At 57.4% G+C, this 26,621-nt stretch carries 22 protein-coding genes; 11 read left to right on the forward strand and 11 right to left on the reverse strand.

Annotated elements, in window-relative coordinates; all coding sequences use genetic code 11:
- Nucleotides 1-7: 7 nt before the first annotated feature.
- Nucleotides 8-880, reverse strand: a complete 873-nt coding sequence (locus AC2D8O_RS04085) for a response regulator (RefSeq protein ID WP_484677518.1) — start codon at nt 878-880, stop codon at nt 8-10.
- A gap of 39 nt (nt 881-919) precedes the next feature.
- A complete protein-coding gene (locus AC2D8O_RS04090; protein WP_484677519.1) occupies nt 920-4,360 on the reverse strand; it encodes a PAS domain S-box protein in 3,441 nt (1,146 codons plus the stop codon).
- Between the two features lie 144 nt (nt 4,361-4,504).
- Here AC2D8O_RS04090 and AC2D8O_RS04095 point away from each other — a divergent pair, with 144 nt between their 5' ends.
- Nucleotides 4,505-5,182: a hypothetical protein gene (locus AC2D8O_RS04095; protein ID WP_484677520.1), complete on the forward strand. Its 678-nt coding sequence runs from the start codon at nt 4,505-4,507 to the stop codon at nt 5,180-5,182.
- 5 nt (nt 5,183-5,187) lie between these two features.
- Here the strand turns inward: AC2D8O_RS04095 and thiS are convergent, their stop codons facing one another.
- Nucleotides 5,188-5,397: a sulfur carrier protein ThiS gene (gene thiS, locus AC2D8O_RS04100; protein WP_484677521.1), complete on the reverse strand. Its 210-nt coding sequence runs from the start codon at nt 5,395-5,397 to the stop codon at nt 5,188-5,190.
- Nucleotides 5,398-5,421: 24 nt separating this feature from the next.
- Nucleotides 5,422-6,405 carry an NAD-dependent epimerase/dehydratase family protein gene (locus tag AC2D8O_RS04105; protein WP_484677522.1) on the reverse strand — a complete coding sequence of 328 codons (984 nt, stop codon included), beginning with the start codon at nt 6,403-6,405 and terminating at the stop codon, nt 5,422-5,424.
- Between the two features lie 189 nt (nt 6,406-6,594).
- Between AC2D8O_RS04105 and AC2D8O_RS04110 the strand changes: the two genes are divergently transcribed.
- Nucleotides 6,595-7,125: a DUF2911 domain-containing protein gene (locus AC2D8O_RS04110; protein ID WP_484677523.1), complete on the forward strand. Its 531-nt coding sequence runs from the start codon at nt 6,595-6,597 to the stop codon at nt 7,123-7,125.
- 87 nt (nt 7,126-7,212) lie between these two features.
- Nucleotides 7,213-7,905 (forward strand): DUF2911 domain-containing protein, encoded by a 693-nt coding sequence (locus AC2D8O_RS04115; protein ID WP_484677524.1) that lies wholly within the window; start codon nt 7,213-7,215, stop codon nt 7,903-7,905.
- Nucleotides 7,906-7,978: 73 nt separating this feature from the next.
- Here the strand turns inward: AC2D8O_RS04115 and AC2D8O_RS04120 are convergent, their stop codons facing one another.
- Nucleotides 7,979-8,581 (reverse strand): SMI1/KNR4 family protein, encoded by a 603-nt coding sequence (locus AC2D8O_RS04120; protein WP_484677525.1) that lies wholly within the window; start codon nt 8,579-8,581, stop codon nt 7,979-7,981.
- Between the two features lie 130 nt (nt 8,582-8,711).
- On the opposite strand from AC2D8O_RS04120, the gene AC2D8O_RS04125 reads away from it, so the two are divergent.
- Both AC2D8O_RS04125 and AC2D8O_RS04130 read left to right on the forward strand, forming a co-directional pair.
- On the forward strand, nt 8,712-9,881 hold the full coding sequence (locus AC2D8O_RS04125) for a formimidoylglutamase (RefSeq protein ID WP_484677526.1): 1,170 nt from the start codon (nt 8,712-8,714) through the stop codon (nt 9,879-9,881).
- 113 nt (nt 9,882-9,994) lie between these two features.
- Nucleotides 9,995-10,858: an SMP-30/gluconolactonase/LRE family protein gene (locus tag AC2D8O_RS04130; protein WP_484677527.1), complete on the forward strand. Its 864-nt coding sequence runs from the start codon at nt 9,995-9,997 to the stop codon at nt 10,856-10,858.
- A gap of 71 nt (nt 10,859-10,929) precedes the next feature.
- Here AC2D8O_RS04130 and AC2D8O_RS04135 read toward each other — a convergent pair whose 3' ends face one another.
- Complete coding sequence (locus AC2D8O_RS04135) at nt 10,930-11,961, reverse strand: threonine aldolase family protein (protein ID WP_484677528.1); 1,032 nt, start codon at nt 11,959-11,961, stop codon at nt 10,930-10,932.
- A 282-nt stretch (nt 11,962-12,243) separates the two neighbouring features.
- On the reverse strand, nt 12,244-13,602 hold the full coding sequence (locus AC2D8O_RS04140) for a hemolysin family protein (protein ID WP_484677529.1): 1,359 nt from the start codon (nt 13,600-13,602) through the stop codon (nt 12,244-12,246).
- Between the two features lie 132 nt (nt 13,603-13,734).
- Between AC2D8O_RS04140 and AC2D8O_RS04145 the strand changes: the two genes are divergently transcribed.
- Nucleotides 13,735-14,811, forward strand: a complete 1,077-nt coding sequence (locus tag AC2D8O_RS04145; protein ID WP_484677530.1) for an NAD(P)/FAD-dependent oxidoreductase — start codon at nt 13,735-13,737, stop codon at nt 14,809-14,811.
- A gap of 14 nt (nt 14,812-14,825) precedes the next feature.
- Here AC2D8O_RS04145 and AC2D8O_RS04150 read toward each other — a convergent pair whose 3' ends face one another.
- The 3 genes from AC2D8O_RS04150 to AC2D8O_RS04160 all read right to left on the reverse strand — a co-directional run bounded on the left by AC2D8O_RS04150 (nt 14,826) and on the right by AC2D8O_RS04160 (nt 18,850).
- Nucleotides 14,826-15,503, reverse strand: coding sequence for an outer membrane protein (locus tag AC2D8O_RS04150; RefSeq protein WP_484677531.1), 678 nt, complete (start codon nt 15,501-15,503; stop codon nt 14,826-14,828).
- Nucleotides 15,504-15,509: 6 nt separating this feature from the next.
- Nucleotides 15,510-16,331, reverse strand: coding sequence for an enoyl-CoA hydratase-related protein (locus tag AC2D8O_RS04155; protein ID WP_484677532.1), 822 nt, complete (start codon nt 16,329-16,331; stop codon nt 15,510-15,512).
- Between the two features lie 119 nt (nt 16,332-16,450).
- Nucleotides 16,451-18,850, reverse strand: coding sequence for an FtsX-like permease family protein (locus tag AC2D8O_RS04160; protein ID WP_484677533.1), 2,400 nt, complete (start codon nt 18,848-18,850; stop codon nt 16,451-16,453).
- 199 nt (nt 18,851-19,049) lie between these two features.
- Between AC2D8O_RS04160 and AC2D8O_RS04165 the strand changes: the two genes are divergently transcribed.
- The 4 genes from AC2D8O_RS04165 to AC2D8O_RS04180 all read left to right on the forward strand — a co-directional run bounded on the left by AC2D8O_RS04165 (nt 19,050) and on the right by AC2D8O_RS04180 (nt 24,475).
- Complete coding sequence (locus tag AC2D8O_RS04165; RefSeq protein WP_484677534.1) at nt 19,050-19,892, forward strand: pirin family protein; 843 nt, start codon at nt 19,050-19,052, stop codon at nt 19,890-19,892.
- 87 nt (nt 19,893-19,979) lie between these two features.
- Nucleotides 19,980-23,174: a WD40/YVTN/BNR-like repeat-containing protein gene (locus AC2D8O_RS04170; RefSeq protein ID WP_484677535.1), complete on the forward strand. Its 3,195-nt coding sequence runs from the start codon at nt 19,980-19,982 to the stop codon at nt 23,172-23,174.
- Nucleotides 23,175-23,427: 253 nt separating this feature from the next.
- Nucleotides 23,428-23,838: a TlpA family protein disulfide reductase gene (locus AC2D8O_RS04175; RefSeq protein ID WP_484678266.1), complete on the forward strand. Its 411-nt coding sequence runs from the start codon at nt 23,428-23,430 to the stop codon at nt 23,836-23,838.
- 34 nt (nt 23,839-23,872) lie between these two features.
- Nucleotides 23,873-24,475: a thioredoxin family protein gene (locus AC2D8O_RS04180; RefSeq protein WP_484677536.1), complete on the forward strand. Its 603-nt coding sequence runs from the start codon at nt 23,873-23,875 to the stop codon at nt 24,473-24,475.
- Between the two features lie 64 nt (nt 24,476-24,539).
- Here the strand turns inward: AC2D8O_RS04180 and lpxB are convergent, their stop codons facing one another.
- Complete coding sequence (lpxB, locus tag AC2D8O_RS04185; RefSeq protein WP_484677537.1) at nt 24,540-25,658, reverse strand: lipid-A-disaccharide synthase; 1,119 nt, start codon at nt 25,656-25,658, stop codon at nt 24,540-24,542.
- 200 nt (nt 25,659-25,858) lie between these two features.
- Between lpxB and AC2D8O_RS04190 the strand changes: the two genes are divergently transcribed.
- Complete coding sequence (locus AC2D8O_RS04190; protein WP_484677538.1) at nt 25,859-26,545, forward strand: PhoU domain-containing protein; 687 nt, start codon at nt 25,859-25,861, stop codon at nt 26,543-26,545.
- The last annotated feature ends 76 nt before the right edge of the window (nt 26,546-26,621 follow it).

A 26,621-nucleotide genomic window follows, 5' to 3' on the forward strand; every position in this document is an offset into this window, starting at 1 on the left:
AAGGCTCTTACAGCGCCATAATCACATCTTCCAGGCGCTCTTCTTCTTTCAGATCCAGTTTTTTGCGCAGCCGGTGGCGAGCTACGTTCACACTGTGCGGGGCGATGCCGGCAATCGAGGCGATGTCCTTGCTGGCCAGGTTCATGCGTATCAGCGCACAGAGCTTGCGTTCGCTGGCCGTCAGGTCGGGATAGCGCTCTTGCAGGCGTGAGAAAAACGTCTGGTGTACATTTTCAAAGAACACCAGGAAGTCGTCCCAGCGGCCATCCATCTTTTCATCTGCGGTGATGTTGCTCAGTGCTTCTGAAATCTTGTCCTGAGCGCGGTTCATCTGGCTCTGAACGGCCTTCAGATAGTCGCGCAGGTTTTTCAGGTGCTCGCCTTTGTGCACCAGTTGAAGTGTGTAGCCTGTCAGCTTCCGGTTCAACGCCTGCGATTCTTCCACCGATTCCGACAGCCGCTCATTGGTGGTGCGGAGGTCGGTAATCAACAGGTTGTTCTCTTCTCGCAGACGAATGATGTCGACCGCCTGGCTCAGTGCCTGCTTGAACTCGGCCAGCACCCAGGGCTTGGTGATGTAGCGAAAGATGCCACACTCATTGATGCCTTTGATTACCACTTCCACGTCACTGTAGGCCGTTACAATGAACTTTACCAGCTCGGGATAGTCGTTGGAGATGGATTTCAGGAAGTCGGTGCCCGTCATTTCAGGCATGCGCTGGTCGGTCACCAGGATATCAATCCGGCGCTCGGCCAGTACGGTTCGCGCCTGTTGGGGAGTAATGGCGGTGAATACGTCGTATTCCCTCAGGAATTGCATTTCGAATACCGACAGATTGCCGGCGTCGTCGTCGAGGTAGAGTAGGGAGTATCGGCGCATGTATTGGGGTGAAGGAGTTCAGGATAGGGGCGGGAAGTGTCAGGCCAGGGGGTAAGAGGTGGGTAACTGATTCGGGATGAAAATGCGGAAGGTGGTGCCTTCGTTGGGTTGGCTGGCTACGTCGATACGACCGCCATGCTGTTCGATAATACCATAGCTGATGAAAAGACCCAGTCCGGTGCCTTTTCCGATTTCCTTGGTGGTGAAGAAAGGCTCGAATACGCGGTTGAGTACCGCCGGAGGCATACCGGTGCCAGTGTCTGAAATCTCTATCTCAGTGCCATTCGCCAGTCGTTGGGTGCGGATACGGAGTACCCCCTGGCCTTTTTCAGTGGCCTCAATGGCTTCTATGGCATTGTTCAAAAGATTCATGAACACTTGGTTCAGTTGGCCAGGATAGCACTCAATTGCTTGAAGGGAAGAGTCATACTCCTTTTGCACCTCTATGCGTGAGTGCTTCAGTTTGTTCCCCAACAGCAGCAGGGTATTGTCCAGGCCTTCGTGCAGGTCGGCTTTCTTGCGCTCGGCTTCATCCAGGCGCGAGAAGCTCTTGAGGCTGCGCACAATGTCTGCGGTGCGGGTGGTGCCAATTTTAATGTTCTCAACCAGGCTGGGCAGCTTTGCCCGCAACACGTCGAAGTATGTTTCGTCGCGGCGCTTACGGATGTCGGCCAGTTGCTGCTTCAGGCTCTTGGCATCTGTGACGGTGTCGAGCTGGGTGTACAGATCGGATATCTCCAGCAGGGCATGCAGATTCTCTGCCACGGCATCTACGCCACCATGTACAAAATTGATAGGGTTGTTGATCTCGTGGGCAATGCCGGCTGTCAGCTGACCCAGCGATGACATTTTCTCGGCATGTACCAGTTGACTCTGGGCTGCCTGCAATTTTGAGAGGGTCGTGCGCAGCTCGGTGCGGGCACGCTCCAGCTCCAGGTTGTATTCTTCCAGTCGCTCGAGGTTCACCCGCAGTTCTTCGCTTTGGCTTTGCAGCTCCTCGCTCTGCGCCTGCAGCTCCATATTCTTGTCCTGTATTTCAATCTCTACCTGCTTGCGGGCGGTGATATCGCGGGCATAACCTACCACGCCAGTTATGCCCTCCTTGGTGCGAATGGGCGCAAATGTGAGTACATAGTAGCGGGTTTCGCCTGGCAGAACGTCGTAGGAAATCTCTCTGGTGAGGGGTTTGCCGCTCATAGCCTGGTCTATGTAGGCTTTGTAGCGGGCCCAGTCATCGTCGCGCGAGGTTTCGTACAGAGGCATTCCAGCTTTCAGCTGGTGCCCCATTACCATGAAAATCTGCCGGGTGGCGTTGTTGAAGTGCACCAGGCGGTATTCGCGGTCCAAGGCAAAGATGAAGTCGTTGGTCGCGTTCATGATCGACTCGATCTCGCGGGTACGCCGTTCTGCCTCCAGTCGGGCATCGCGCAGGTGCTCCTGGGCTGTCTGCAGTTCTTCCAGATTCGAGCGCAGTTCTTCTTCCTGTGCCTGTAGTGCCTGCAGCAGCTCCTTGCGCTCGAATGTCGTTTCTATGTGCATTACCGTGTCGGCCACGGCGGTTGCAAAAGCCTTTTCCTCGGCAAACCACTTTCGGGGGCCGCCTTTGTGTTCCAGACACAGAATGCCAATGAGCTTGCCGTGCCGATAAAGCGGAATGTCCATCAGTGCGCCAATACCATACTCCCGGAAGTATGGTGTAAAACTCCTGGTGTAGGTATTGTCAAACACATCGTTCACGAACATGGGCTGTCCGCTGTAGATGCGCTCAAAGTAGACGGGATGGTCGGCGGCCTGAAGGGTCAGGCCACTGTTGATGTGCCCAAACTCATTGTCGTAGTGGAAGTCGGAATACAGGTTGCCTTCGCGCATAAACCACAGGCTCATGAAATTGGCCTGAAGCGCTTCGCAGGCCAATGCGGCTACAAAGAGCCAGCCGTCTTTCAATGTAGGCAGGGTAGAGCCAGTGCCAGTCGCCATTTCAGACAAGCCTTCCTGTAGACGTTCGAGGCGTGCCATGCGGGCATCGTCTTCCTCCTCCTGCTCTTTCTCGGCGGTTATATCGTTGGAGACGCCTACCACGGTTTCCAGGTTGCCAGCTGCATCGTAGGCCAATGGGCGTTCCACCGCCCGCAGCCAGACATAGTGCCCAAGCCGATGCAGATAGCGGAATTCAAAGCCGATGATGTCTTCGGGAGCCGCGTTCTCATATAGTTCCAGGTTGCGCTCCAGAATTGGCAGGTCATCAGGATGCACGCGCGCGCGCATGTCAGAGGGGGCCATCTCCTGGAATTCTGAGCTGGAAATCCCCAGAATTTCGCGCACGGCCGAGTTGCCAAATTCGTATTGCCCGGTACGCACATTGCGTACATACATCAGACTGGGCGAGGTATTGGTAATCGCTTCAATGAGTTGCGCCTGACGGTCGGTTTCGGCTGTCAGTTTGGCCATGGCCTGCACTTCGGCCATCTTCTGGTCGTGAATGTCGGTAACAACCCCTAACACCAGATGCGCATCAGGGTAGTGGCGTGCCCGCGACCGGAAGAAACGGTAAGTGCCAGGAACTACCTCGAAGCGGTAGTCGAACTCAAAATCCTGGTTGTTCTTCAGGCTGTCGTAGAAAATCTGCTGGAAGGCTTCACGGTCGTCATCGTGTATCCGGCCAATAAAGTCTTCATAGCTTTCAGTGCCCTGTTTTTGCGTCAGATTCATCAGACGGGCACTGTGTGGGTCGCCCGTCAGGAATTTCGTTTCAGTGTCGAACGACCATAGGCCCACTCTTGCCGCCGCCAGCGTCAGCTGCATGCGGTCGTTGGCTTCTGCCAGCATGCGGTCGGTCGCAAGGCGGTCAGTGATGTCGACGATTGAGTTGAGCACCAGGGTTTCGCCTTCCAGGGGCAGATACGTTCGCGATACTTCCAGCGGCACCTCATAGCCCTGTCGATGAACGGCATAGGCGCGGCGTTTGGTTTCCCCCTCCTCGGCCAGCAGGTCGGTGAGGTGCTCGGCTTCGTGGGGCATTATCAGGTCGTGCAGGGTCTTGCCCTCCAGTTCCTCGCGGGTGTAGCCCAACTGCTCCACGAAGGCCCTATTAACCATCAGGATGCGGTCGTCGCGGCGTACCATCAGTCCCAGTGGCAGGCTGTCAATCAGCAGTTGGGCGCTGACAGGGTACTCACCTTCGGTAGCCACCACCAGGGTGCCTTCCCAGATGTTCTCAGTCACCGCAAGCAGCGCCCATCGCAACTGGAATGAACGTACTTGGCCGTTCGGCAGGGATAGAATAACAGGATGGGTACCTTCCTGTGGCTGGACGGGCCCTTTTGCAAGAATGCCCTCGTTCCATAGGCGGCCAGTCCATTGGGCGCGGTCTCCACCCAGAAGGTGCATCCAATAATCGGTGATGTCCAGCACCTTGCCCTGCTGCACCAGCACACGGCAGGCAGGTTGCTTTCGGAATGCAGTGCGGTACAGTTCTTCCATAGACAGGCCTCGTCCCTCTCAAGTTACACCCCAGCCAGTTACGGAAATAGGCATGGGTGGTAAAAAAGAGTAGCGTCGGCCCTTTCGCTGTCAGATGGTGCTGATGCGGAATCTTGCTATATTTTCAGTTATAAATCGTTGCCTATGAGTCGCTTTGTTCTGTTTTGCATCATGGTTGTCACGGCGTGTACTGCTCCCGAGTCAAGATTGGCTGATGGCGCAGATGCCGACACGGCAAGGAGCCGCGATACCACATTGGCAGTAGCTGTTGGCGACCCGGCCGCCCAAACGGACAACGAGGATCCAGGTGGCCCAGCGTTGGGTACCCATCCCACTGACACGCCGCTGGATGTCAACTGCCTGCCCAGTGGCGGCGCACTCTGTTTCGATTTCTCCCGGTTGTCGCAGCAGAAGCGGATCACAGAGGCCAGTGCCCAGTCTGGTCTGCGGAAGGGCATCGAAGCGGCGGTGGCTCTGCTGCCTACCAGCGTCAGGTTGAATTTCCCCACATCTGCCGAGCCATTGGACATTCATGAACACGACTCGGTGCTTTGCCTCAATGGACAGAAGCTGGCAGTATACCTGTTCCGGTCGCGCCAGAAGCTGGAGATTCGAGGCGCTGTGGTAAGGTTGTCGGGGAGCGAGCCGGCATTCGTGGTGCTGTATCTGGATCCGACATTTGAAGGAGGACAGATAAACCGCACCTTCTCCCAGCTGATGGGCACAATGCTGCTGCGAAAGGTTTATGCCTATGAGCCTGCCACCACCGGCGACCCATTTGAGCAGACGACTCCGTTGGACGAAGTGGAACTGGGAAGCTGAGGGGTTCAGCCCCCCTGGCGGGCATGTACAATTTCCAGCTGGTCGCCAGCCGACAGTGTTACCTCGGCCCAGCGGGCGCGGGGCACTACTTTGCCATTGAGGGCCACCGCAACACCTGGCTGTCCTTCCTGAATGCCGCGGGTCTTCAGCAGCGTAGTCAGAAGGGTTTTTTCCTCGATTTCAGTGGATGTGCCGTTTAACTGAATGGTAGGCATGGCGGTTGGCTGGGAAAGCTGCGGTTATCCTTTCTGCGACAGATAGTCGGCACCCGTTTTGGCAACGACTGAGGCAATGGGCTCGTAGGCAAAGTCAAAAGCTTTTACGAACCGGTTGTTGTCATAAGTAGAAACGGAGGAAGACGTGCGGATGGTCTCGGCAGTTATAAGTGGGGTGGCGCCTGTCAAGGCTGCAAGTGCGCCAAAGAAGTACCCCGCAACGAGGCCAGGATAGTAGGGTATGGCATAGCGCGGGGCTTTGCGGCCTACACTGTGGGCAATTGCAGTGAGAACTTCTCGATAGGGTAGGTTTTCGGCGCAGAGGATAAACCGCTCTGCTTCGTTGTAGCGGTCGTCCTGTACCAGCAGGCGGGTGGCACGGGCCACATCGGCCGCTCCCACAAAGCCATTGCCGCCCGTCGGATAGAAGGGCATTCCCTTGTGCACCGTGCGAAACATCTTGGCCGAGCCTTCAGCCCAGTTGCCAGTCCCGAAGATAATGGTAGGGTTGACGATAGCGGCTTTCAGCCCCTCTTCCACACCACGCGCCACTTCTTTCTCGCCCAGGTACTTGCTGTAGCCATACCAGGAGTTGCGCGACGATTCGGTCCAGCGGCTGTCCTCTGTATAGGTGCCTGCAAACTGCTCGGGGCGGCCCAGTGCGGCCACACTGCTCACATACACCAGCTTCTGCACGCCGGCCTCGAGGGCGGCATTAATCAGATTGCCCGTGCCGATACCATTGGTCAAGCGCAGCAACTCACGGTCGCGGGGTACAAAACTCACGACGGCTCCCGCATGAATAATCCGGTCTATGCCTCGGACTACATCCTGAAGTGTGCCTGGGGCTTCCAGGCTGCCCGCTGCTATTTCTACACGGCCCGTCCATTGCGCAAGGACGGGGTGCTGCAGGTTACGGGCCATTACACGCACCGGAAGGCCCTGGGCCAACAGCTCTTCTACTATGTAGCGGCCCAGAAAGCCTGTTGCGCCAGTTACCAGAATCATCGTGTGCAGTAGAACGTAATAGAGTGGGCCGGCAATTGGTTTCCCAACAGCTTGTTAAGGCTGTTGGGGCCTTGGTAGGTGCCGTTTAGCTTTGGCAAAACAACATCCTTTTAACGCCGAACGCAATTATCTGTCGTTTCTGGGTGTTGAATGTCTGTCTTTTGCTCACCTATCCCCATTCCATACACAATGAAAAAGTTGTTTGTCGCAGCCAGCCTGATGCTGGCAGGTGCCGTAGCCGTACAGGCACAGGAAGCGCCCCGTGCTGGCCAGCAGGCTCCTGCAAGCCCTGCTGCTGAAGCTAAGGGCACGCTTGTAGCCGTAAAGTACAACAGCCCCCGCAAGAAGGGCCGCACCATTTTTGCAGCCGATGGCCTGGTTCCCTTCGGTAAAGTGTGGCGTACAGGTGCCAACGGCACCACCCGCATCACCTTCACCCAGAAAGTGAACTTCGGCGGCCAAGTAGTGGAAGCTGGCGAGTACGGCCTCTTCACCATCCCTGGTGCCAACGAATGGGTGGTTCTGCTGCAGAAACCCTATGGTGGCAATCCCTTCCAGTTCAAGGAAGCCGATGCGGCAGTGCGTGTAGCCGTGAAGCCCGGTAAAGCTGCTGAAACCGAAAACTTTACCATATCGGTGGTAGCTGTGAAAGAAGGAGAGCACCTGGTAATCCAGTGGGACACCGTAAAGGTTGAAGTGCCCGTACTGAAGGCCCAATAACCAACGGGTATTGCTAACTTGACAACTGCTGGCTCGTCTGGGCCAGCAGTTTCTGTTTCCATAACTACTAAAACTCCCCAGCGTATCATGAAACGTATTGTATTGCTCTCGGGCGCCCTACTGTTGTGCGGCAGCCTGGCCTTTGCTCAGCAGGAGGCTCCCAAGGCCAAGAAGGAAAAGCCCAAGAAGGAAGCCAAGGCCCCCAAAGCCAAGGGTAAGGCCAAAGAGAAGAAAGAAGAGAAAGGCGAACATGACAACCACCAGATGGGCGGTAATGGCCAACAGGGTGGTCAGATGCAGGGTGGCCAGCAGGGCCAGCAGGGCGGCCAGCAGGCGCCCCCAGCCAGCCCCCCAGCCGAAGCCAATGGCAAACTGCTGATGGTGAAGTACTCTTCACCTCGTATGAAGGGGCGTAAGATTTTTGCTGCGGATGGTCTGGTGCCCTACGGCAAAGTATGGCGCACTGGCGCTAATGCCACCACTCAAGTGGTAATAACCAAGAAGATCATGTTTGGTGGACAGGCGGTAGAGCCCGGTTCGTATGGCCTCTTTACCATACCTGGTGAAGGCCAATGGACAGTAATGCTGACCAAGCCATACGCCAACCGTCCTGATTTCAAGGAAGCTGACGTAGTAGCACGTGTGACAATTACGCCCACGCAGCTTTCGACTCCCAAGGAAGAGTTCACCATACTCGTGCAACCTATGGGCGCTATGGAGCATATGCTCATCCAGTGGGACCGCACCGAGGTAAACATCCCGATTGTCGGTGCAAACTGATCAGCGTCAATTGTGCGTAAAGAGAAAGGCCCGCAGCAGTGCGGGCCTCTTTGTTTGGTGAATAGGCCCAGCCTTATACCCGGAACCTGAAGCGTTGCTCTGGTAGAAAGCCTTCCTGCTCGAAGCGAATGCCGATCTCGTCAGTAATCAGCGTCAGGTTGCCCGACTCCAGCCGGATGATGGACGTACGGATCCATTCCTCGAAACTATCGGCAATGCGTTCGCGGCGGGGTTCATCGTGCCACACCAGAATGATCTGGCCCATCTTGCCGCCGTTGGCAGTGTCAGGGTCCAGGTCTATGCAGTGGTGGTTACCTTGGCCATCAAAGGTGATGGGAATCCAGGCGGGGTTCCACCAGCCGTCGCGGATGCCTCGCGCGGGCTCGGCCTGCCAGTCGCGGAAGCTGCCCATGTTGTAAACCTCGCGCCACAGTTTCCACTCGCGGGCTACTTCGCCAAGCGGCAGCAGCTGCCAGTTGCCTATTACCCCTACTGCTTTGCCATTCTGCCCATCATGATGCGCAACCCAGCTCCGATAGCCATCGGGCAGGCGCATGGTCAGTATCTGCTCAACGTCGGCTATCATGGTAGCCGAGGCCCCATGCCGCAGGTCGGCAAAGGTCTCTGGCAGGTTTTCCTGCAGAAAGGCATCCAGCCGTTTCCAGATGTCGGTCATGGGGAGTAAAGGCTTCGTAACCCCTTCAAGTTAGACAGCGAAAAGACGCAGTGCAATGCCCTTTCAGCACCGGGGCGCTGCCGATTTGCTATTTTTACTCCTCGTTATAACCCTCCGGCCTTACACGACCGTGGAAATCAGCTTCTTCTTTCGGCCCATCGATACCGACTCCTTCGAGGTGAAACCTGGGGGAATTCCGCAGCACATGGGCTCTATGGTGGACTTCTACGAAACAGCCTTTCCAAACTGGCTGGAAGCTGACGTCGTGCTGATAGGTGTGCCCGAAGACCGCGCCAGCCTGTCGGGGCAGGGGGCCGCAAAAGCCCCCGATCGCATTCGTGAGTATTTCTATCAGCTGGCTGCGCCCACTGCTGCCATTAGGGTAGTCGACCTCGGTAACCTCACTTACAAGGAAGATATAGACGAGGTATACGAGGCGCTGAAGTATGTAATGACCACTCTGTTCAAAGCTGGTAAAACCGTTGTGGTGCTCGGCGGCTCGCAGGACATCTGTTACGGTGTTTACCAGGGCTATGAGGCGCTGGAAACGTTTGTGGAGTACACCTGCATAGACCCCCGGCCCGATATGCTCGACGCCGAGATTGTGCTCTCCAACCACAGCTTCAATAGTGCCATCTTCACGCACTCGCCCAACTATCTCTTTCATTTCTCGTGCCTGGGCACCCAGATGCACTATGTGACCGAGACCGAGCGGAAGACGCTGAAAGCCATGAATTTCGAAACGGTTCGGCTGTCTGAGCTCAACGATAACATCCGACTGGCCGAACCGCATTTACGGCACGCGCACATGGTGAGTATGGACCTTTCGGTCGTGCGGCAGGCCGACGCTCCCGGCACCAGTCAGCCCAGTCCGGCGGGGCTCTCCACCGAGCAAGCCTGCCGCCTGGCTCGCTTTGCAGGTATGGGCTATCGCACCAGTTCGTTCTGTGTGACGGAGGTAGTGCCCGAGGACGACCCCGGCGAGCAGACCTGCCACCTGGCGGCACTCATCGTCTGGTATTTCATCGAGGGGTTCTACAACCGCGTGCCCGACGAACCCAAGGCCGATCGCAGCAACCTCCAATGTTATCGTGCTACCCTGCACGGCAGCATCCACGAGATCATCTTTTACCGCAGCGCACTCACCGACCGCTGGTGGATGGAAGTGCCAAGCCCACAGGCTCTGCGTAACAACCGCGGGCCTACCACGCTCATTCCCTGCGCCGAGGCCGACTACCACATGGCGCTGCGCAACGAAATCCCAGAGCGCTGGTGGACCACCCACTACCGGTATCGGTAGGTTTACGGGCGACGTTTAGACCATTTGGGTTATTTTGTCTTAATAGCACCAGCCTCGCTTGGTCTGAAATGTACAATAGGGGTATGTTCGCGTCCTAAACCGATTCTACCTCAATGAACTTCAAAAAACTACTGGGCTCTGCCGCACTGGTTGCGGCAGTTGTATTAACGGGCTGCGACGACTCCTCGCCCAGCGCAACGCCTGAAGATATGCTGTACATCGCAGAGGCAGGCACGGGCAATGTGTATCGCATGCCTAAGAACGGAGGCCGTATTGACACCCTGTTTCGCACGGCTGACGGTTTGAATTCTCCCAACGACCTAATAGTAGATCCTGCCAGCAAAAAGCTGGTCATCTCCGACTGGGGTGGTTTCTACATGGTGGGCAACCGCGATGGCAGTGGCTCGCTTAACAACCCATTCGCCGGCTCAGATTTGGTCGATGAGCCACAGGCGCTTGAAGTGCTCAGCGATGGCCGTTTCATCGCATTGGATTCGGATATCGGCATTTTCATCGCAAAGCCGGATGGTTCGGGTGCAGACACCCTTTTCTCAAATCGGACTGGCATTATGAGCTGGGGTATTGCGGTTGATGTAGACCGTCGCCAGATTTTCTGGAGCAACTACGATGACATCTACCGTGCCAACCTGGACGGAACAGGTGTGCCCGTTCGTATCGCTACGAACCCGACGGTTGATGGCGTCAACCTTATGACTTTCAACAAAAAGACAGGCAAGCTGTATTTCACCGATTACCAGCTGAACGGCCTTTTTGTCATCAATACCGACGGCTCAGGATATACCCGTCTGGCCACCATTATCGAGGCTTCCGGCATGGCTCTCGACGAAGACGATCAGGTTATCTACGTAGGCTGCGACGATACCAACCGCAAAATCTACAAGTACTCACTGAAAGATAACCGTCTGGACAGTCTGAACGTATCGTTCACTGGCGTCTCGGGCCTGCATATCTACTAAGCAGTACAGGTATCTATAACAAAGCGGGCCACCCTCAGGGTGGCCCGCTTTGTTAAGTGGCGCCAGGGCAATCAGGCTTTCACAACCTTTAAAGCTGCCTGCGTCTGCTCGATGCCCGCATCGTCTACATCCAGATGCACCACCATGCGGATGTGGCCAGGAGGGCCGCCTGCCAGGATGCCTTTCTCTTTGAGCTGGCCCAGAATTGCGGTCTTGTCTACGCCCGTCTTCGGGCGGAACAGCACCAGATTGGTTTCCACAGGCAGCAGTTCTTCCACCCAGGGCAAACCTGCTACGGTTTCGCCCAGTGCTTTGGCGCGGTGATGGTCATCGGCCAGGCGCGTCACCTGGTGTTCAAGCGCATAGAGGCCCGCCGCGGCCAGCATACCCGCCTGACGCCAGCCACCGCCCATTACTTTACGCAGGCGGCGGGCCATGGCAATGTCTTCTTTGGGGCCCAGCAGCAGCGAGCCAACGGGCGCACCCAGCCCTTTGCTCAGGCAGATGGAGATGGTGCGGAACACGCGGCCGTAGTCTTTGGCACTTTGCCCGGTAGCCACCAGCGCGTTGAACAGTCGTGCGCCATCCAGGTGCAGCCGCAGGCCATGCCGGTCGGTCACGGCCTTGATGCGCGCGATTTCAGCAAAATCGTAACAGGCCCCGCCACCCCGGTTCGCGGTGTTTTCCAGGCTTACCAGTCGGCTGACGGGGTGGTGAATGTCGTCGGCATTGATGGCAGCCTCAACCTGCTGGGCAGTGATTCGGCCACGATTGCCAGCCAGCAGCCGCACCGACGCTTTGGTGTTGTGGGCAATGCCCCCGCCTTCGTAGAGGTAGATATGGCTCTGCTGGTCGCAGATGACCTCCGACAGTGGGCCGCAGTGCACCCCAATGGCAATCTGGTTTGTCATGGTGCCGCTGGCGCAGAACAACGCCGCTTCCATGCCAAAGAGATTGGCGGCATATTCCTGCAGCTGGTTCACCAGGGGGTCTTCACCATATACGTCATCGCCTACCTGGGCGCGCTGCATGGCGTCCCACATGCCCGGTGTGGGTCGGGTAACGGTATCGGAGCGGAAGTCTACGAACGGGTTTGTCTGCATGACTGCAAAATGCACAGGCGTTGCAAACTCTGAAACCCATCTGGTGCCTTTTCTGCTACTTTGCCTCTGTGAAACGCGTTGGTCTATACGCAGCAGGCACGCTGACGGGGGCGCTGGCGGGCTGGCTGTACTGGAAGTACCTAGGTTGCCTCACGGGTACTTGCCCAATGAAGTCTAGCAAACCCTTCATGACGCTCTATGGTGCTGCAGTGGGTTTTCTGCTGACGGGGCTGCTGCTGGATGTATATGACTGGTGGCAGCAGCGCAGGCGTTCACGATAAGTCAGCTATCGCTTTTCTGCGATACCTTCACCCACTGTATGGCACGAGGGCTGGCCTCCAACACCGTGAAGTGCCACTGGCCCAGCGTAATCTGCTGCCCGGCTACCGGTATGGCACCAATCTGCTCGAGAAGCAGGCCTCCCAGTGTATCTGAGTCGCCGCGGTGTTCGTCGAAAATCTCTTCTGACACACCCAATACACGCGATAGTTCGTGCAGTGATATACGGCCCTCAAAGCGCCAGCTGTGCTCGTCCAGCTTCTCATAGGGCTGGTGCGACTTGTCCAGCTCATCTGAGATATCTCCGAAAATTTCTTCCAGTATGTCTTGTAGTGTCACAATGCCTGCTGTGCCGCCGTATTCGTCAATCACCACTGCGATGTGCTGCCGCTTCTGCTGGAACTCATCGAGTAGACGGTGTATCTTCTTGCTTTCGGGAACAAACAACACTGGGCGCACCACCTTGTGCCAGTCGGCATCGGGCTGCTGATACAGTGGCAGCAGGTCTTTCACGTACAGAATGCCCTTGATGTTATCCAAGGTCTCCTCGTATACAGGAACCCGAGAGTAGCCGTATTCCTCCACCCGTTTGGCCAGTTCGGCCATTGAGAGCCGCCATTCCACCGCTTTTACGTCGACGCGTGCACGCAAGATGCTGCGTACGGCAATGGTGTTGAGGTTGGCCAGCGAGCGTAGCAGGTCGGCGGTGGTTACGCCTTCGTTCTCCTGCTCCTGGGGTTCGTGTTCTTCATCGCGGTCTTTTTTCTCGCGCCGCAGTTCCAACAGTGGGTCTTGGGGGTGGGTTTTGCTGACCGCCAGCGCGTACAGCGCAGCAAACGGATAGCAGATCCACATCCAGACGCCAACGGGGTAGGCAAGAATCTGCAGCCCCAGCAGTGCTTTGCCGGTGCCAAGGAGCCGCATGCCCAGGCCATGCGCCAGTACCAGCGCAAGCGACAGGGCTACAAATGCCAGAAGAATAACCCAGGGGGCTGCCATGGTGCCTCGCTGTACGAACGCCCAGGCAGCAGCGCCCAATGTCAGCGTCAGGGCAAGGCTCAACAGCAATTGAGCCAAGCGCAGCGAAGCGAACACCGTCATTGCGCGTGGACGCAGGCGCAGCAACAGCGGCGGGTTTACATGTGGGTGGTCAGGCATCAGGGCCGCCCACTGCGTGCGCTTCAGGCCAAAGAAACCCGATTCAAAGCCTGAGAGCAGCATCAGCGCCAGCCAAATGCACAGAAAAGTAAAACCGAGGGGTAGTGCGGGGCTGTCAGCCACTGGCAGCGAGGCGGCTACCTGGGCTGTCGGCTCCGCCAGTAGTGTCAGCAGGCCCGACGGGTAAGGGTCGGCAGGTTCCAAGAATCAACGGTTACGTGGCCCCGCAGCAGTAGTGGACACAAAGCCACCGTCAGTTCTGCTTGCAGGAATACTGCAATAATACATAGGCGGGCGGGCTGGCGCAAATGCAGAACTGCCTTGCATCTTTGTGCGGTGAAGTCAGAAGCCGTATTGGTAGTGGGAGGCGGCCTTGCGGGCAGCTTTGTAGCCGCCCGCCTGGTGCAGTTGGGTGCCACCGTTCATATGGTAGACGACCCGCGCCCCGGAGCCGCCTCTGCTGTAGCGGCAGGGTTGTTCAATACCGTCACGGGTCAGCGCGCCGCTCGTACCTGGATGGCCGATGCCTTCACCTCTGCGCTGTTTGAGTTTCTGGCCGACCCAGCATTCACTCCTCTCGCGCAGTTCTGCGAGCGCAGGCCAATCTACCGCCCATTCCGATCGCCTGCTGATTACAACGACTGGTGTGGCCGTGCCAGCCTGCAGGATGTTGTGCAGGGCCAGCCCGGCTACTTCGAGCCCGCAAGCCTGCCCTATCGCGCCGAGGTATTGCATAATCCATTGGGCGGCCTGTGGGTTCAAGGACTGGGCTGGATGAACGTGCCCCCTTTCCTGCAACTCCTGCACCAGTTGTTGGCACAGACGGGCCGATTTAGGGTATCTGCGACCCCCTTTCAGTATGCCGAAATGGAGCCTGGCGAGGCGGTTCGTTGGCAGGGGCAGCGTTGGCAGGCGGTTGTGTTTGCCGAGGGCGTGGGCGTCAACCAGAATCCCTTCTACCCGGCGCGACGGCTTGAGCCCCTCAAGGGCCAGATTCTCACGGTCGAGATCCCGGGTCTGGCGTTGGATTGTATTCTTACCGGGGGGCTTTACCTGATTCCCCTGGGAAGCGACCGCTATGTGCTGGGCTCCACCTATGAGAAGCAGTTTGCCCACGCCGAACCCACCCCCGAGGGCGAAGCTGAGCTGCTACACGACCTCGCTGAACTGATTCCGCAGCTGCCAGCCACTGTGGTAGCCCATCGGGCGGGGCTGCGCCCCACTACTCCTGACCGCCGCCCGCTGCTGGGGCGCCACCCGCAGTATCCGGGTGTGTGGTTCTTCAATGGGCTGGGTACCAAAGGTATCCTACAGGCACCGTATTTTTCGCAACTGCTGGCCCAAAGCATTCTGAAACATGCTGTTTCATGGCCCCGTGAGGTAGACATGGGCCGCAAGTGCTTTCAGGTGTAAGGGGCCCTGATAGCCTACTTCTTCCGGGTCAACACAAAGGCTGCCGACAACTGTAACTGGTGTACCACGTCATTGCCCTCGCTGGGCCCCAGTTCGCCAATGTTGTCGATGTAGTCAGAGTTCAGGCTCATGAAGGTGTAGTCAAAGCCCAGCGTGACCGATGGATTGAGGCGATAGGTGACGCCCAACTGTAAGGGGAAGAATACACCGCCAGGGTTATAAGTCTCTCCGATGGCTCGGGTGTTCACCTGGTCCTGTAAGCTGGTGCCATTGGCATCGAACGTCTTGTACTGGATGAGGCCAATCCCTACGGCAACGTGGGGCCGCCATTTGCCAGTGCGCAGGATGCGGGCCCGCAACATAAAAGTGAAATAGAAGAAGTCGCTTTCGACGAAGGTGTTGGGCTGAATGCCGCTCACAGCAGGCAGTCTGGGGTCGTCGGCAGAGATGCTACCGTAGCCAAAGAGAGCCATAGGTGTTATTCGGCGCTCTGATTCCAGCATGGCTGTGAGGGCGATACCTGGGCGTGGCGTCTGAAAACCGCGGCGAGTGGTGAGGTCGCCATTGTACCAGAACATCGGCAGGCCTATGCCAATTTGCAACTGCGTACGGCGGTCGCGGGCTAGCATATCGGTTTGTGCACTGGCAAACGTGGGCAACAGTAGCACTAGCAGAAGCAGGCGGTATGGCATGGTGGGTTACTGGTACTTCGGGGCTCTTTTCTCTACGAACGCCTGAATCATCTCCCGGAAGTCGGGGCTGTCCAGAAACGCAGCGTTCCAAACGCTTACGTAGTCCATGGCGGCATCTGGCCCGTGTTCCTCTACGTATTCCAGTACCTTTTTTGTGCCACGCAGGGCAATGCCGCTGTTCTGGGCTACCTCGGCGGCCAGTTGCAGGGCGGCGGTCTTAAGAGCTTCAGCGTCAGGATACACAGCTGAAACAAGGTTCATGCGCAGGGCTTCGTCGGCGGTGAAGTCGCGGGCGGTGAGTGCCATCAGGCGGGTGTTGGCCTGTCCGATGATGCCGGGCAGGCGTGAGAGCACCCCCATATCGGCCACGATGGCTACGCGGGCCTCGCGAAGGCTGATTTTTACATCAGCGGCGGCAATGCGCAGATCGCAGGCGGCAATCAGGTCAAGCCCCGCGCCTATGCACCAGCCATGAGGGGCGCCTATCCACACTTTGGGGCTTTTCACCAAGGCGGCCATGCCTTTCTGCATACCCATAATGTGGTGCATCAACTGCTCGCGGATGTCTGCGGTGCCCCCATGCAGAATAGGCTGCGACTCCTGGTAGAAGCTGAACAGGTCAAGCCCGGTGGAAAACTGTTCTCCTTTTCCCATGACGATAACCGAGTAGAGCGCGGTATCGGCATCCAGCATCTGTACCAGTTCGGGAAGCTCGCGCCAGAATGCGCCATTCATGGCATTGCGCTTGTCGGGGCGGTTGAGCCATACGATTGCCGTGCGCTGGGCTTCGTGGCGTTCGATTTCGAAGAAGGAGAAAGTGGTTGCCATAGGGGCAAGTTAGGAGGCTGAAAGAGCCAGAGCAAAAGCCACACCGGGTTGGGAATGAAAATGGAAGGCCAGCCTTTCATTGGAGGCTGGCCAGCAATCAATCAGGGGTTCTGAGAGGGTTATTCGCTCCTAAGGGCTTCAGAAGGATTGCTGTTGGCGGCACGCCAGGCGTTGCCGACTATGATGACCAGCGTCACGAGCAAAGTAGCTGCCAGGCTGAGGCCCAGCGCCAGCCAGGGAAAGCTCACGCGGTTGGCGAAATCGGAAAGCCAAAGCTCCGACAGATACCAGGCGCCTCCCCATGCCAGCACATTTGCCAGTAGCACAAGTTTTACAAAATCAGATGCCAGCAGGCTCAGGATGTCGGTGCGAGTAGCGCCCAGCACCTTGCGAATGGACATTTCCTTGCGCCGTTGGCGGGCAGTGTAGGCCGACAGACCCAGAATGCCAAAGCCTGAAAGCAGCATGGACACCAGCGCAAAGGCCCCCATGATTTGTGTAAAGCGGGTTTCGGCTCGGTAATAGCGTTCAAACTGCTCCGAGACGAATTCTGGCTGAATCGGGGTGCTGGGCACCAGGCGTTTCATAACAGCCTCAATGTGGGCCTTTGCTTCGGTTGCCTGATCTCCCCTGATTCGGATGTTGGCTGCGAAGAAATCGCGGTGCATGTTGGTGCCAACAATCATTAATGGCATGACGCTGAAGCGGGCTTTACGCATCTGTATGTTGGGGATTACCCCAATAATGACACCTTTTTCGGCGGAGGAGTCGGTCCAGCGCCAGCCTACTACCCGTTTACCCAGGGCTTCTTCCGGCGACCAGCCCATCGCACGGGCATATGCTTCGTTCACAATCAGGCTGTTGGTGGTGTCTGAGGCCCGGGCTGGGTCAAAGTCACGCCCTGCAATCGGTTTCACTTTCAGGGTGCTTAGCAGATAGGGGTCGCCCTGCCACCATTCGATTTCCACCCGTTGCTGCTCACTGGCGCCTTCAGCCCACATGAATGTGGTGTTGCCATTGTTGGCTACCGGATTGTTGGCCATCGAAACCGCCTCCACGCTGGGGTGAGTCATCAGTTCGCGGCGCAGTTGGTCGTGCTGGAGGGGGCGGTCGCTGCTCATGTAGAAGTACATCAGCGTGGAGGCGTCGTAGCCTTTGTCCAACCGCACCATGTATTGCAGCTGTGTATACACTGTGTAGAAGAATACGGCCAGCATTGCGGTAATGGCAAACTGCGACACTACCAGCCCTTTGCGAAGACGTGCATGGCCTACTCCCAGGTTGCGTTCTCCTTTCAGTGTTACCACCGGTTTGAACCGTGAGAGGTAAAGTGCAGGGTAGGCCCCGGTAACCAGTACCAGCAGCAACAGTAGGGCAGAAAGACCCATCAGGGCCGTCGGCTCCAGCAGCATGCGGGGTGCCAAGCTGCTGCCCACTACTCCGTTGAACCATGGAATGATTGCCTGCAGCACAAACAGCGCCAGCAGCGTAGCCCCTCCAATCACCAGCATGGCCTCGCCCAGAAACTGGGCCAGCAGTTGGCCACGGTGGGCGCCCAGTACTTTGCGTACGCCTACCTCGCGGGCACGACGACCTGCCCGGGCCGTGGCCATGTTGATGTAGTTGATGCTGGCAATCAGCAGCAGAAAAATGGCTACCGCGGCCATGCCATAGGTGATGACGGCATTTCCAGTGCGGCCGCCAACTGCGTATAGGTGAGGGGTGAAGTGCAGTTCACTGAAAGGGCGCACGTAGTACCGGATGCCAGCAAAGTCGGCCCCCTGCTGGGCATGGGCAATCTTGTCTATCTGCTGCGACAGCGCAGGGGTATTAATGCCGGGCTCCAGGCGCAGGTAGGTCTGGAACGAATTGCTGCTCCAGTTTTTCACCCAGCCATCTTGGTTCCTGTCGTCTTCCAGAATGCGAAAAGGAAGCAGATAACTGAACGTGAAGAGGCTGTTGGCAGGCACGCTCTTCAATACAGCGCCGACCTTCAGTGGCGTACGCCCATCCATCAGCACGGTTTTTCCAATTACATCCGTACTGCCAAAGAACTTCAGTGCGGCTTGTTCCGTCAGTACAATGGATGTTGGATCTGCCAGCGCCTTACGGGCATTGCCTCGGATCTCGGGAAAATTGAAAACATCCAGAAAGCCAGGATCTACCAAGGCGCCCTGCTGGTCCATCAGGTCGCGGCCTTCAGCATTGAAAGTCCGGTATTGGCTTGAGTGGCGACTCCAGTACTTGATGCCCGACAGCTCGGTGGCTATTTGCGGGGCCATCGGGCCTGGAACAACGCATATTTGGCGAGTTCCACTGGCCGAGTTCTGTTCGTTCATCAGCGCATAGATCTCTTCGGGCTGGTGGTGGAAGTTGTCGAAGCTGTGTTCGAACTGGACATTCAGCAGCAGGGCAAACGCGCAACCCAACCCAAGGCCCAGCCCAATCAGGTTGATGACTGTGTAGAGCCTGTCGCGCCACAGGTTACGCAGGCCTGTCAGAAAGTAGTTGCGCAGCATGGAGATAAAAGAGAGTGTAGAGTGATTACAGCCAACCTTCAAGTGTTATGCCAGTATCTTAACTATCTTATCAATAATCAGTTATGTAACGTTGCTGGGGCAGAGGCGTTCGCCAGCGTACACTTGACGTACGATTTCGGACAGGCTGGAATTGAACCAATCGCCACTGTTTACGTTATTTGTTTAAACAATTATAAAAATGACTCGCGCTGTCACTGCTCTTTACCCTGCCGCTTCAAACAAAATGGGGCCGGGCGTTGTGATGCAGAACCCCATGCCCTATGGCGGGATTCGCAATATCGGCCCCTTTGTCATGATTGACCATCTGGCGCCGCTGTTGATGCAGAAGGGTTACCGCTTCCATATCCCTCCACACCCACACAAGGGCTTTGCTGCGGTGAGCCTGTTGATCTCTGGTGGCATTGAGCACCGCGACAGCATGGGCAGCCATGGCCGCCTGAGCAGCGGTGCCATCCAGTGGATGCACGCTGGCGGGGGGGTGCTGCACTCCGAAACCCTCTTCAACCCCACCGACGGCCCCCTGCACCTGGAGAACATCCAGCTGTGGGTCAACTCCCCGGCGGCCCACAAGTTCGAGAAGCCCAGTTACCAGGACACTGACGGTGCCGACATTCCTGTATCCGAGGGGCCGGGCCGCAAAGTGCGGGTGTATGCAGGCCAGTACAATGAGGTGCTGGGCCCAGTAAAGCCCCTCACCGAAATGGTGATTGCAGTGGGAGAACTCGAAGCTGGCGTAACCGAATCTGTGCAGCTGCCCACAACTCACGAAACGGGCCTCTATGTTCTGCGCGGAAAGTTGCAGATTGGCGACACCACTATTGCCCAGCATGTGCTGGCTACGGTGGATGCCACCACCGAGATCCTCAGTTTCACGGCGGTGGAGCCTACGGTTTTCCTGCTGCTGTCTGGCGTGCCCATCAACGAACCCATCGTAAGCCATGGGCCTTTTGTTATGAACACACCTCAGCAGATCCACGATGCCATTCTGGAGTACCAGACTGGTAAAATGGGCACCATGTGACGTTTTGTAGCGCGATAGTAGACGAAGCAGAAGGCGGGGCGATGGGTAATCCATTAACTTGGAGAACCATCCTTACCCCCTTCAAGCATGAACAAACGGATACTCTCCCTATTGGTGGGTTGTCTGGGCGTTGCCAGCGTGTGGGCACAGCCTCGGGCTGGACGCCCGGCTGCTACAACGGCCCCAGCAGCCCAGCCTTCGGTTTCGACGGCCTTGCCTAAAGATGCCTGGCGAAATATTGGCCCCTTCCGCGGTGGGCGCAGTCTGGCAGTCGCCAGTCATGCCAGTATGCCCTACACCTATTACTTCGGCGCAACCGGCGGCGGCGTATGGAAGACCACCAATGGCGGTGCCGACTGGTCCAACATTTCCGACGGCTCGCTCGGCAGCAGCAGCGTAGGCGCCATTGCCATTGCTGAATCAGAGCCCAACACCCTCTGGATTGGCACAGGCGAGCGCGACATCCGAGGTGATATCTCTCCCGGCGATGGTGTATACCGTAGCCTCGACGGCGGCAAAACCTGGCAGCATATGGGCCTGAAGAATGCTGGCATGGTAGCCCGTATTGCCATTCACCCCACCAACCCCAATGTGGTGTACGTAGCCTCGATGGGGCAGCTGTTCGGCGCCAATGCCAAAGGCGGAGAGCGCGGGCTGTACCGCACCACCGATGGCGGCGCCACCTGGAAACGCATCCTTACCGCCGGCGACACCACTGGTGCCGTACATGTGGTGATTGACCCCAGCAACCCGCGCGTGGTTTACGCTTCGCTGTGGAATGCATGGCGCAGCCCCTGGAGCATGAGCAGTGGCGGCGCAGGGTCTGCCCTGTACAAGAGCACCGATGGCGGCGACACCTGGACCAACCTCTCCACCAAGCCCGGTATGCCCAAGGGCCTCCTCGGCAAGATTGGTGTCAGCGTCAGCCCCCTGAACCCCAACCGCGTGTGGGCCATTGTTGAGAATGACAATGGCGGCGTATTCCGCAGCGATGACGGCGGCGATACCTGGACCCGCACCAACAGCGAGCGCAGCCTGCGCCAGCGTGCTTGGTATTATACTCACATCATCGCCGACCCTCAGAACGTGGATGCCGTGTATGTGCTCAACGTCAACTTTATGAGGAGCACAGACGGTGGCCGCACCTTCTCGTCCATCCCTGTAGGGCACGGCGATACACACGATCTGTGGATAGACCCCACCAACAACCAGCGCATGATTCTGGGCGACGACGGCGGGGCTGAAGTCACCTACAATGGCGGTCAAAGCTGGTCGGAGCTGGACCTGCCCACAGGCCAGTTTTACCACGTGACACTCGACAACGCCTTCCCGTACAACATCTACGGCGCCCAGCAGGACAACAGCTCTATCGGTATTCCCAGCCGCACCTTTGGATGGGGCATTGGCAACAAAGACTGGTTTGAGGTAGCAGGTGGCGAAAGCGGCTACATCGCAGTTGATCCCCGCAACAACCAGATTACCTATGGCGGCAACTACAGTGGCTACATCGAGCGGCAGGATCGCCGCCTGGGCCAGAGCCGCACCATTGACGTTTGGCCCGAGAATCCGATGGGCAGTGGCGCTGGGGCAAACAAGTACCGCTGGCAATGGACTTTCCCCATCTTCTTCTCACCCCACGACCCTGGGACGCTGTATGTCAGCTCGCAGTATGTGCACCGCACCACCAACGAAGGCCAGAGCTGGGAGACCATTTCGCCTGACCTGACCCGCGCCGACAGCACCAAACTCGGCCCCTCTGGCGGCCCTATCACAAAGGACAATACGGGCGTGGAGTATTACGCCACCGTGTTTGCCCTGGCTGAAAGCCCCATCCAAAAAGGTCTGATGTGGGCAGGCTCAGACGATGGCCTGATTCATGTGACACGTGATGGCGGCAAAAACTGGACGAACATCACGCCACGCAGTCTGCCCGAGTGGGCGCTCATCTCCATCATTGAGCCCAGCCCCTTCGACCCCGGCACGGCCTATGTGGCTGCTACGCGCTACAAGAGTGGCGACTTCGCTCCCTATCTGCTCAAGACTACCGATTACGGCGCAACGTGGACAATGATCAACACAGGCATACCTGCTGGTGCCTTTACCCGTGTAATCCGGTGCGACCCAAACCGCAAAGGGCTGCTGTATGCTGGCACAGAAACGGGTATGTACGTCAGCTTTAATGACGGTGCCAGTTGGCAGTCGCTCCAGCAGAATCTGCCTGTGACACCCATTCACGATATCGCTATCCACAAGGAAGAGAAAGATCTGGTTGTAGCTACGCATGGCCGTGCCTTCTGGGTATTGGACGATCTCACGCTGCTGCACCAGCTGTCTGATGACATCGCCAAAAAGCCAGTGCACCTCTACACCCCGCGCCGTACCTGGCGTGTAGGTGGGGCTTCATTTCCCTCCAACAGCGTAGGCCAGAACCCTGCCAACGGCGTGGTGCTGAACTATTGGCTGGCCGAGGACATGAAGGACACCCTGAAAATCGAGTTCTTCGATAGCCGCGACAGCCTCGTCATCAGCTTCAACAGCAAGCAGACTCCGCAGGGCAGGCCCGTAACCCCCAGCCGCGAGTTTTACGAGCGTCCTGACCAGCCGCGTCAAGGTGTGCCCACTGCCAACAAGGGTCTCAATCGCTTTGTCTGGAACCTGCGCTATCCTACTGCCGAGGAAGTGCCCGGTGCCATCTACTGGATTGGCAGCACTGCTGGCCCCAAAGTGGTGCCAGGCACCTACAAAGTGCGGCTCACTGTGGGTAAGAACGTGCAGGAGCAGCGTTTCGACGTGAAGGTAGACCCCCGCCTCACAGTATCGCAGGCAGACCTACAGGCTCAGTTTGACCTCCTGATGCGCATCTACAACAAGGTGAACGAGACCAACAAGGGTATCAACCGCCTGCGTGAGGTGCGTAAACAGCTCAGCGCTGCCATCGAGCGCATTCCGGCTGGTGCTGCCCGCGACACCGTCAGCAAAGCCGCCAAGCGCCTGCAGGACGGGCTCGGCCGCGTGGAAGATGCGCTCATCCAAACCAAAATTCAGGCTGGACAGGATGCCCTCAACTATCCCATCCGCCTGAACAACAAGCTGGTATCACTGCTGGGGGTTGTAGGCTCGGCCGATGCCCGCCCCACCGACCAGTCAGTGGCCTTGTATGAAGACCTTGCCCGCCGCATCGATGTACAGCTCAACGCTCTCCGCGACCTGCTGGACAAAGAGGTGCCCGCGCTCAACGCCCTCATTCAAGCACAGAACGCCCCAGCCATTGCGCCCAAATAGGCTGCCAAAGGCAGGAAAACAGCAACGGCAGGTCTTCGGGCCTGCCGTTTTGCATGTACTGGCACAGGGTTTGCCGTTAAAAAATGTCAGCAGTGCGACGGTTAACAATCTGTTCGCATCTTGCCCGAACACATCAATCTCCGAAGGTGTTAGCATTGTACCTATGAAACGCTTCGCACTCTTCCTGAGCTTTCTGCTGGTGGCCGTATTGGGTCAGGCCCAGCAGGCTGCGTCGCTCCCCGTCATGGACGCTATGGCCCTTAAGGCGCGGCTGACGCAAAGCAACGCCACCCTCACCATCGTCAACTTCTGGGCCACCTGGTGCGGCCCCTGTATCAAAGAAATGCCCCACTTCGACCGGCTGGCCAAGGAGTACGAGGCCCGCGGCGTAAAGCTGCTGCTTGTCAGCCAGGATTCCCCCCTGCACATTGACAGCAAGGTGAAACCCTTCCTCGCCAAGCGAGGCTTCGCTTATGAAACCATCGTCATGCGCACCGAGAACGCCAACGAGTGGATTACCATGATAGACCCCAGCTGGTCTGGCTCTATCCCTGCTACCCTACTTGTCGGGCCTGATGGAAAATTTCTGTCCTTTCACGAGGGTGAGTTCACTTACGAAACCCTCAAAGCCTGGGTAGACAAGTACCTGCCCGTTCAACCCTGATTCTTTCCTGCCACTTCTAACCCTCCATTCATAAATGAAATCTCTGTTTTCCTTTCTGACAGCCATAGTGCTTGTCACATCACTGGCCTTTGCCCAGGGCCTTAAGGTAGGCGATAAGGCTATTGGCTTCCGCCTGAAGAACATCGACGGCAAGGAAGTGTCGCTGGCTGACTACAACGGCAGCAAGGGCGTCATCGTCATCTTCACCTGCAACCACTGCCCCTATGCCAAGGCATACGAAGAGCGCATTGTGGCGCTTGACAAGCAGTTCCGCTCGCAGGGCTTCCCCGTGGTGGCCATCAACCCCAACGAGCAGACTGTAGCCGACGACAGCTATGCCAACATGCAGACGCGCGCCAAGGAGAAGGGTTTTACCTTCCCCTACCTTGTTGATGCCACCCAGGAAATTGCCCGTGCCTACGGCGCTACCCGCACCCCACATGTGTACCTGCTCCAGCGTGAGGGCAATGAGTTTGTGGTGCGCTACATCGGTGCCATTGACAACAAGTGGGACGACGCTGCCGGTGCCAACGTGAAGCACGTGGAAGATGCCATCCGCGAGCTTCTGGCTGGCAAGCCCGTATCCACTGCCGAGGTAAAAGCCATCGGCTGCACCATCAAGTGGAAGAACAGCTGAGGAGGTTCATCCGTAATATGTACACGGGGCTGCCATATGGTGGCCCTCTTTGTTTTACAGGGAATTACGTGCCTTTGATGCGCGCCAGCATCGAGGTGGCCACACGGGCACTGGCCCCTTCGTTGCCCAAAACAGTGCGAAGGTCGGTGTAGTCCTGCTGCATGCGGCTGCGGTAGCTGGGGTCTTCCAGCAGCTTCTTCAGTTCTGCGCCAATGGTTTGGGCGTTCATGTCGCCCTGCAGCAGTTCCTGTATCACCAGCCGGTCCAGTATCAGGTTGGGCAGGGCAGCAAACTTGATTTTCACCAGCAGGCGGCCAATGAAATACGACAACGGATTGGCCTTGTAGCACATCACCTGCGGTACGCCGAAGAGTGCTGTTTCCAGCGTGGCGGTGCCGCTGGTCACGATGGCCGCGTGGGCCAGCCGAAGTAGGTCGTAGGTGCGGTTTTCCACCAGTTTCACCCCGGTGTTGCCCAGGAGTGGCAGGTAGAAATCGCGGGGCTGGTGTGGGGCGCCCGCTACCACAATCTGGTGGCTCTGGCGATAGGGCGCGGCGGCCTCCAGCATGGCTGGCAGCATGTTTTTGATTTCAAAGCGGCGGCTGCCGGGCAGCAGCGCCAGTATGGGACGGTCGTCTAGCAGGGCATCGCGTTTCAGGTAGTTGGGGTCATCCTGCACCTGGGAAATAGCGTCCAGCAGCGGATGACCATGGTACTCCGATGCTACCCCCCGCTCGGCAAACCACGCTGGCTCGAACGGCAGAATTGGGTAGAGACGGTCGCAATACGCCTGTAGCTGCTTGGTTCGGCCCGCTTTCCAGGCCCACACCTGAGGCGTAATGTAGTAGAACACCCGGATGCCGTGCGCCTTACAGAATTTGGCAATCCGCAGGTTGAAACCCGGATAGTCTATCAATATCACGGCGTCTGGTTTCCACGCCAGTATATCCTGCTGTATACGGGTGATGAGCCGCAGGATATCGGGCAGGTGCCGCAGCACTTCCAATATGCCCATGTGGTTGTCTTGGGCATTGTGGCGTGCCAGTTCTACCCCTGCAGCCTGCATCCGGTCGCCGCCCATGCCCCTGAACAGGGTGTTAGGCGCCTGGGCCTTGAGGGCCTTCACCAAGTTGGAGCCATGCAATTCCCCGCTTGCCTCGCCAGCTATGAGGTAAAACTTCATCCTGCAAGATAGCGTCTCTATCCGGCAACGCAGGGCCTCTGGGGTGTTCTCCCAGCGTTATGCACGGTTTAAGTTTCAGGTTATCGTCACCCCACCTGCACATTCCGGCGGGCATGGGCGTTATTTTCTTCCACGGGCATTGGTAGCGCCTGCCGGGGTGCTGTACTTTAGCCTTTGCACGTTGCCGCCCGCTGCCACACATGGAACGACTGATAGAACCCGAACTGCGCGACATTGGACAACTGGCCCAGGACATGGGCCGAAAGACGCTGGCGCTCTTCCGGCAGGCCGTCGACATGGCCACTGACCCGTCTGTGGCCTCGGTCACCAACCTGAAGCAGCGCCGCCGCTCCGTTGCCCGCGACGAGCTTATGCTCCAGCGCCGCAGCGTCACGGCTTTCACGCTCCACCAGCCCGTAGCCGATGACTTCCGCCGCCTCTACGCCTGGATGCGCATTGGCTCGCTGTTGGAGCAGATTGCCCGCAGTGCCTACAGCCTGGCCAGCAAGCTCGGCCATGTACAGGGGCCGTTCCAGAACGAGTGGCTGGAGAAAATCGAGTTCAACACGCTCTCCAAGCAAGCTCTCGACAACCTCGATGGCGCACTCGAATTGGCGTTCGGTTCGCAGGAAATCGAGGTTAATTCACTGATTCAGCGCGATAAGCAGATCGATAAGACAATCGACCGTATTTTCCCCCGAATCATTGCCCAGATTCAGGAGCAGCCCGAGCGCGCTGAAGACTTCATCAAACTTATGCGCGTGCTCAAGCAGTTTGCCAAGGTCAGCGAAATGTCGGTACAGATTGCCGAGGAGTCGGTCTTTGCCACCGAGGGCGAGCTTTTCCGCCACAAGAAATACCTGCGCCGCACAGGTGAAGATTTGTAATCCACTGTCTAGTTGCATGTAATACGACAACAGCCCCTTTTCCAAGGGGCTGTTGCTCTTTCAGGACATAAAGCTG

It is taken from the genome of Pontibacter sp. T17 (genome assembly GCF_057219875.1).